The 5574-nt window shown below is 41.9% G+C and carries 5 protein-coding genes; all 5 read right to left on the bottom strand.

Annotated elements, in window-relative coordinates:
* Positions 1-1283, bottom strand: a 1283-nt coding sequence (locus J6U00_RS10585) for a hypothetical protein (RefSeq protein WP_296581667.1), incomplete at its 3' end; no start/stop codon positions are given.
* A 44-nt stretch (positions 1284-1327) separates the two neighbouring features.
* Positions 1328-2233 (bottom strand): signal peptidase I, encoded by a 906-nt coding sequence (locus J6U00_RS10580; protein ID WP_296581665.1) that lies wholly within the window; start codon positions 2231-2233, stop codon positions 1328-1330.
* A gap of 26 nt (positions 2234-2259) precedes the next feature.
* Positions 2260-2973 carry a hypothetical protein gene (locus J6U00_RS10575; protein ID WP_296581664.1) on the bottom strand — a complete coding sequence of 238 codons (714 nt, stop codon included), beginning with the start codon at positions 2971-2973 and terminating at the stop codon, positions 2260-2262.
* A gap of 64 nt (positions 2974-3037) precedes the next feature.
* Entirely contained in the window at positions 3038-3796 is a 759-nt protein-coding gene (locus J6U00_RS10570) for an EAL domain-containing protein (RefSeq protein ID WP_296581661.1), read from the bottom strand.
* Between the two features lie 810 nt (positions 3797-4606).
* Positions 4607-5574: hypothetical protein (locus J6U00_RS10565; protein WP_296581660.1), on the bottom strand; the 968-nt coding region annotated here is incomplete at its 5' end.

Here is a 5574-nt window from a genome sequence, read left to right as displayed (position 1 = left end):
TTCAGATTTTCCTGTGATATTGGATATTTGTCGAACGCCTCTCTGAACAGCTGATCAAGATGATCAAAGCCGAGGTTCATAGGCGGAGTATCAGGCGCTTCGAATGCAACGCCTTTGGCATCAAGGTTTATAGGCTGAGCACGGTCATAAACCTTATCGGAAATAGCGAATGTCGAGTCATCATTATTCGCGGTTCCGATATACCATATATTCTGTGGAATGCGAATCTTGCCCTTGTCGAGATTCTCAGGGTCAGTACTCCAAACATTGGGAACTATATCAAGTTCCCACTCGTCAGCGTTTGGCATTTCAAGTATGGAGAGCATTTCTGCGAAGTAATACTCGACACGAGCAATGTTCATCTCATCAAGAAGAATAAGGTTTACATCGTTGTTGTAGCCTGATGAATATATTCGTTTGAGCACCTCTGTCTCATTGAAGTTCTTGGTGAATTCGTTGAAGTATCCGAAGAGCTCCGTTCTGTCACGCCACGAAGGCTGTACAGAGGCAATAGTCGTATCCACCTGAAGGAACTTTCCGAAGGAGTACGGGAGAGATGTCTTACCTGTACCAGATATACCCTGAAGGATAATGAGCTTTGTCGAAGCCATACCAGCTATAAACAAACGTATTACCTTAGGCTCATAGTACAGATGCATTCTTGAACACGCAAAATTTCTGAATTTTTCACATATACCTACAAGGTCGATATCATTGTCATACTCAGGCGGAGTATATGTCTTGTAGAAGGTATCCACCTCGATGAGTTTTGAGAAACGGTGCTCTGTAGTCTGAACCACACCGCTCTCTACAACAGCAGGCTGAGCTTCCTCGCCGCTGCCCTCTGTTTCTGCAGCAGCAGCGCCGCCATCCGCAAAAGACAGTGCACCGGAGCCTGCCGGTAGTCCCATCTGAGCTACCTTCATAGCCATGATCTCGTCCTTTTCCTTTGCCATCTTCATTACTTTTCTCTGAAGCTCCGCAATCTCCTCGAGAAGATCCTCGTTGCTGACCAGTGAATGTCTGAATCGGATATACTTGCGTATACCGAAGAATATTAGCAATGCCAGAAGGACATATATCGCTATAACAATTATTATCGCAAGTATCGAGAGCACCCAACCCACAGCACCGTAGTTCTGAGAGTGTTCCTTGAAGATATCTATGTAATTTTTGATGTTGAATATCTGCCTGATACCGTGACCGAAGCCTCGGATTATCTCAGCATACCCTTTCAACATCTCAGAAATAAATGCAAAAAACCATTTTAGAAATTCATTCATAATAATCTCCGCAAATCTGCGGGAATCCGCAGATCTTTGCCGGATTATCCGGCGTTGTCATTAGTTTTTTCTGCTATCTCTGAAAGTTCTTTTGCCGTTTCTTCTTTTAAAGCCTCTGCTTTTTCGCCGAGCTTCTCAGCAGCATCGGAAGCCTTTTCCTTAGCCGCGTCCTTTATTGCTTCCGCCTTTTCTTCAAGCTTCTCGGCAGCATCGGAAGCTTTTTCCTTTACTGAATCCTTTATGGCTTCTGCCTTTTCCTCAAGCTTCTCAGCAGCATCGGAAACAGTTTCCTTTGCCGCCTCTGCCTTTACAGCAAGCTTGTCTGCTGTCTCGCCCTTACTTGCAAGATATTCTTCTATCGCACGGCGCTTGATCTCTTCCTCATCGAGCTGCTCGGCAGGCTCGGGACGCTTTACTTCGATAAGCGCAACAATGAACTTGTAAAGCTCAAACAGGAAGAATAATGCCATCGGAATAAGTATACAGATAAAGAAGCCTTTCTTTGTACGCAGGAAAGCCATAAACTTTCCTAAGCCCGCTATCTTGGTATTTGTCCATTTACCGATGATATCGCTTGCATAAGCTGGAGATGTATCGTCAACGGGGTTATTGTCGCCTCGTGTTATAAAGCTCCTTGAACCTCCATCGTCGTTAACGCCGACAATCCTATGGGTGTTCTTTACTCTTTGGCCCTCAATGATAGTCCAGAAGGTAATAACATCACCCTCCTTAAGGCTGTTGAGGTCATCTATCTCCTTGCATATTATCAGGTCATTCTTGCTGAAGGTAGGCTTCATTGAATCTGATTCTACCGTCATCGGAATGTATCCAAAAAGATTTGCAACACCGTTGTTCTTGCCGGATGAAAAAACTATTATCGTTATAAGAAGTGCAAAAATAAGCACGATCCATGCGACAACATTTGCTCCGACTCTAAGTATTTTTTTCATATTGATTATACTCCTTTTATTTGAAATTAGGTAGACTCAGTTATCTTGAAGTTCATTCCGAGCTTCAGCGTACCGCCGATTATATCATCAATACAGTCTGGATCATTTCCCTCCAGCCATACAACAACGGTATATTTATCCTTGCCGTTTGCCTTAAAATCCTCAGTTGAGGTCCTCATGACTATATTCGATGTCAGGAACTCGCTGTCACAGTCGCTCTCAATGCCTCCGCCATTGGATTTAGTCTTTCCGTAAACGGACTTGACTCCATTTTTGTATACTGCTATCCTTACGGCTTCATCGACGTTTTTCGTGACGTTTTCAATCGTCATCTCTCCGGTATAGGAAACGGTATCGTCACCTGAATTTATGAGATAAAAGGTATAGGCTATATAATTATCACCGTTATGACTACCGTTAATCTTATCTATATTTTCCGGAAGATCCTTACCGCTTATATTCGTCATATCATAAACGATATTGGCATTGAGCACTGCTATAGACTTATCATATTCTGGAGTTTCCGACAGGGTAAGTCCCTGACGTGTCATATCATACTTATTGACCCTAACCGTAAAACTTCCGAACTTATCGTAGAAGTAGGATATTGCATAAGCAACCGCAACGATAAGAACAAGGATTATCACAAGAAGGCCCAGTATTCTCATAAGGACGACATGACGTTTGACCTCTTTAGCATCTCTTCTGAGTTCAAGGACATCTATCATTTTATCATCCACAGCGAACTCTCCAATCTTTAAATATTGGTTTTGCGGATCAGCACGAAACTGTCTATCCGCATATTTAGTTTTCTGTTCTCTTTCTTACGAATCTTTCCGTCATATACTTACCGGAAAGGTTTCCTGCACAGTATGTGCATTCAAAAGTATAAAGCATTTCTGCTTGATGACTGCTGCAAACGCCGTCAGCTATCGGCTCCGAACCGATATCGTTCACAAAGGAAATGATTGACTTCACAGCGTTGTCAGAACGTTCTCCTCTGCCGATATAATTTGCCACCTCGGGACTTAACATTACAAAATCCACAGGATAATCGGAAAGCCTCATCAGAGGGCAGGAACTTCCGCCGAAGTCCGTCAGCATAAAATGGAAGCCGAGATTGCGCATCGACTGTATGGAGGTCGGAACCTGCTCATCAGTCTCCATAAGCAGCTTCGAGGAAAGCTCAAAGCAGATACGGCTCGTCGGCACCTGATAGCGTGCAGCATAATCGGAAATAAACTTTGTCGTTCTCTTTTCACGCAGTAAACGCACCGGAAGATAAACAGATATCCAGCTAAATCCTATTTCGCGTTCATAAAACGTCGTATTTGCTTCAAGCGCCTGTATGAGCTCCAGCTTGAAAAGCTGGTCAGCCTGATTTGTCATCTCCGCTACATCGCGGTATTTGTCGGGTGAAAGGACGCCTAAATTAGGCGAATTAAGCATAGTTTTCGACTGAATGAAAGCAGTTTGGCCGCTTGAAATCTCTCTTATCGTTCGATAATTGAGCTCTACGGCACGTAGACCGTCTACCATTGCCTTAGAATTCTTATCCGCCATATCCTCCCCCCTATTCTTATAAATTATTCTTTTATTTGTTTTATTATACCATATCCACAGTGCAATGTCAATGAAATAACTATTAATTCTAACAAAAAACCAGTATTTTTTTACAAAAAGTAAACATCATATAACAAACTACTTTCAGTATGCAGATTTTACCAAAAGTACATAGCATTTCAATGATTTTCAGCTCTTCGCTCCATGCCTTTACTCAAAGGCCACAAAAAATAACCCGCCGGACTATCGCCCGACGGGTTGAGGTATAGAATATGAGCAAGCTGTCAAATTAATAATGGGTTTTCTCTGCACCGTCAGCGGCAAACTGACGGTGCATAAAACCTTAGGTTTTATGTGCCTATAATTGATCCTTTATTATGATACTCACATACATTTTTAGTTCGGAGTTCACTAATCATTGTCTCAAGGCATTACAAAAACCTGATTCGGGGGGAAACTATGAAAAAACGGGATTAAAACTTGATAAGGTGATCTGGGGGGATCAACTTATACCTTTTGTTTACAATTATATTATACCTTACCGGTGCTTATTTGTCAATATATTCCCTAAGAATTCATATATAGTCTAAAACTTTCAGCATTGTGCATAATGAGATGCCTTTTGTTTGTACCTTATAGTCAACCAAGTATTACACGCAGTATATTTATAGTTTTTTTCTCAACCAATAGATTTTGAAACATCTTATATCTAAAAAACTGGTTACATTTTTTCTTGTATCCAGCGAACAGAGCAGCGGCTCAGAAGGTAAATCACTCGCCTTCTGAGCCGCTTTTGAAGTATTATTAAGATTATTCGATAATGCTCGTCAGCAGTTTTGCGTGTGTGTAGATAACATGATCGTCAGCCCTGGAGCCTTGCATATTCTCCGTTGCTGCTCTATCAGTAAACATCTCGATTTCAAGCTTTATCATGTAGTTGGAGTAAAAATATTCGTAATCATTTTCATCAGTTTTACCGAATTGATCACCTGTTATAACACTTAAGCTGACTGGTATCTGATATGTCTTTGTAGACGGATCATAATCGAAATAATTACTTGGATCAGACACAGTATATACTATCTTTACAGGATCCGATATGTTTGGAGTCAGTGCCGAAGCAGACTGTTCCGGCTCCTCATCATCTTCACTGTCTTCCTGGTCTGCTCCGTAGATTGTCAAATCATCAATGTACTTAGCAATGTCCAGCGCAGTTCCGTAGTTTTGCTTCCTGCTGACTGTAAATGTCAGCTTCATACTCTGAACGTTATCAGCTGCTGATAAATCAGACACATCATAGATAGCTTTCAGTTTTAGCGGAACATATCCATCCTCTGTCAGACCTGTCGGATCGATATCATTGGCGTTGATACCTAACTGGTAGAATTCACCGTAAACATTGTCAGCGTCATCTGAATTCAGCGTGAGTATTGCATTGGTTTTGATAGTGCAGAAATATGAGTATTCAGTCATCCACATCGAGCCAGCCTTTACCGCAACATTCTTGCTGTACACCGCCGCCTCCGGAGTAGAAGCTATATTCGACGAACCGCCGATAAGTGTTCCTATGCTACTTTGACTTACATTAGATGAGTCTCGCGTCGGGAACTGAGCAGCAAGCTTATCCTCTTCTGTATACGAAAGCTCAAATTTTGCAGAGATATTGAATTTCTTATCAGGAGTTTCACAAGCCGATTTCATATAACTTCTAAGGTTCGTGTTTCCACGAAGCTCTATGTGATTAGCTGTCGTCATTTCGTTCGAATTTGGATCAGCCA

The organism is Ruminococcus sp. (assembly GCF_017650195.1).
Taxonomy (GTDB): Bacteria; Bacillota; Clostridia; order Oscillospirales; family Ruminococcaceae; genus Ruminococcus.
The sequence above is the reverse complement of the archived record's forward strand: the minus strand, read 5'-3'. Positions and strand labels throughout refer to the sequence as shown.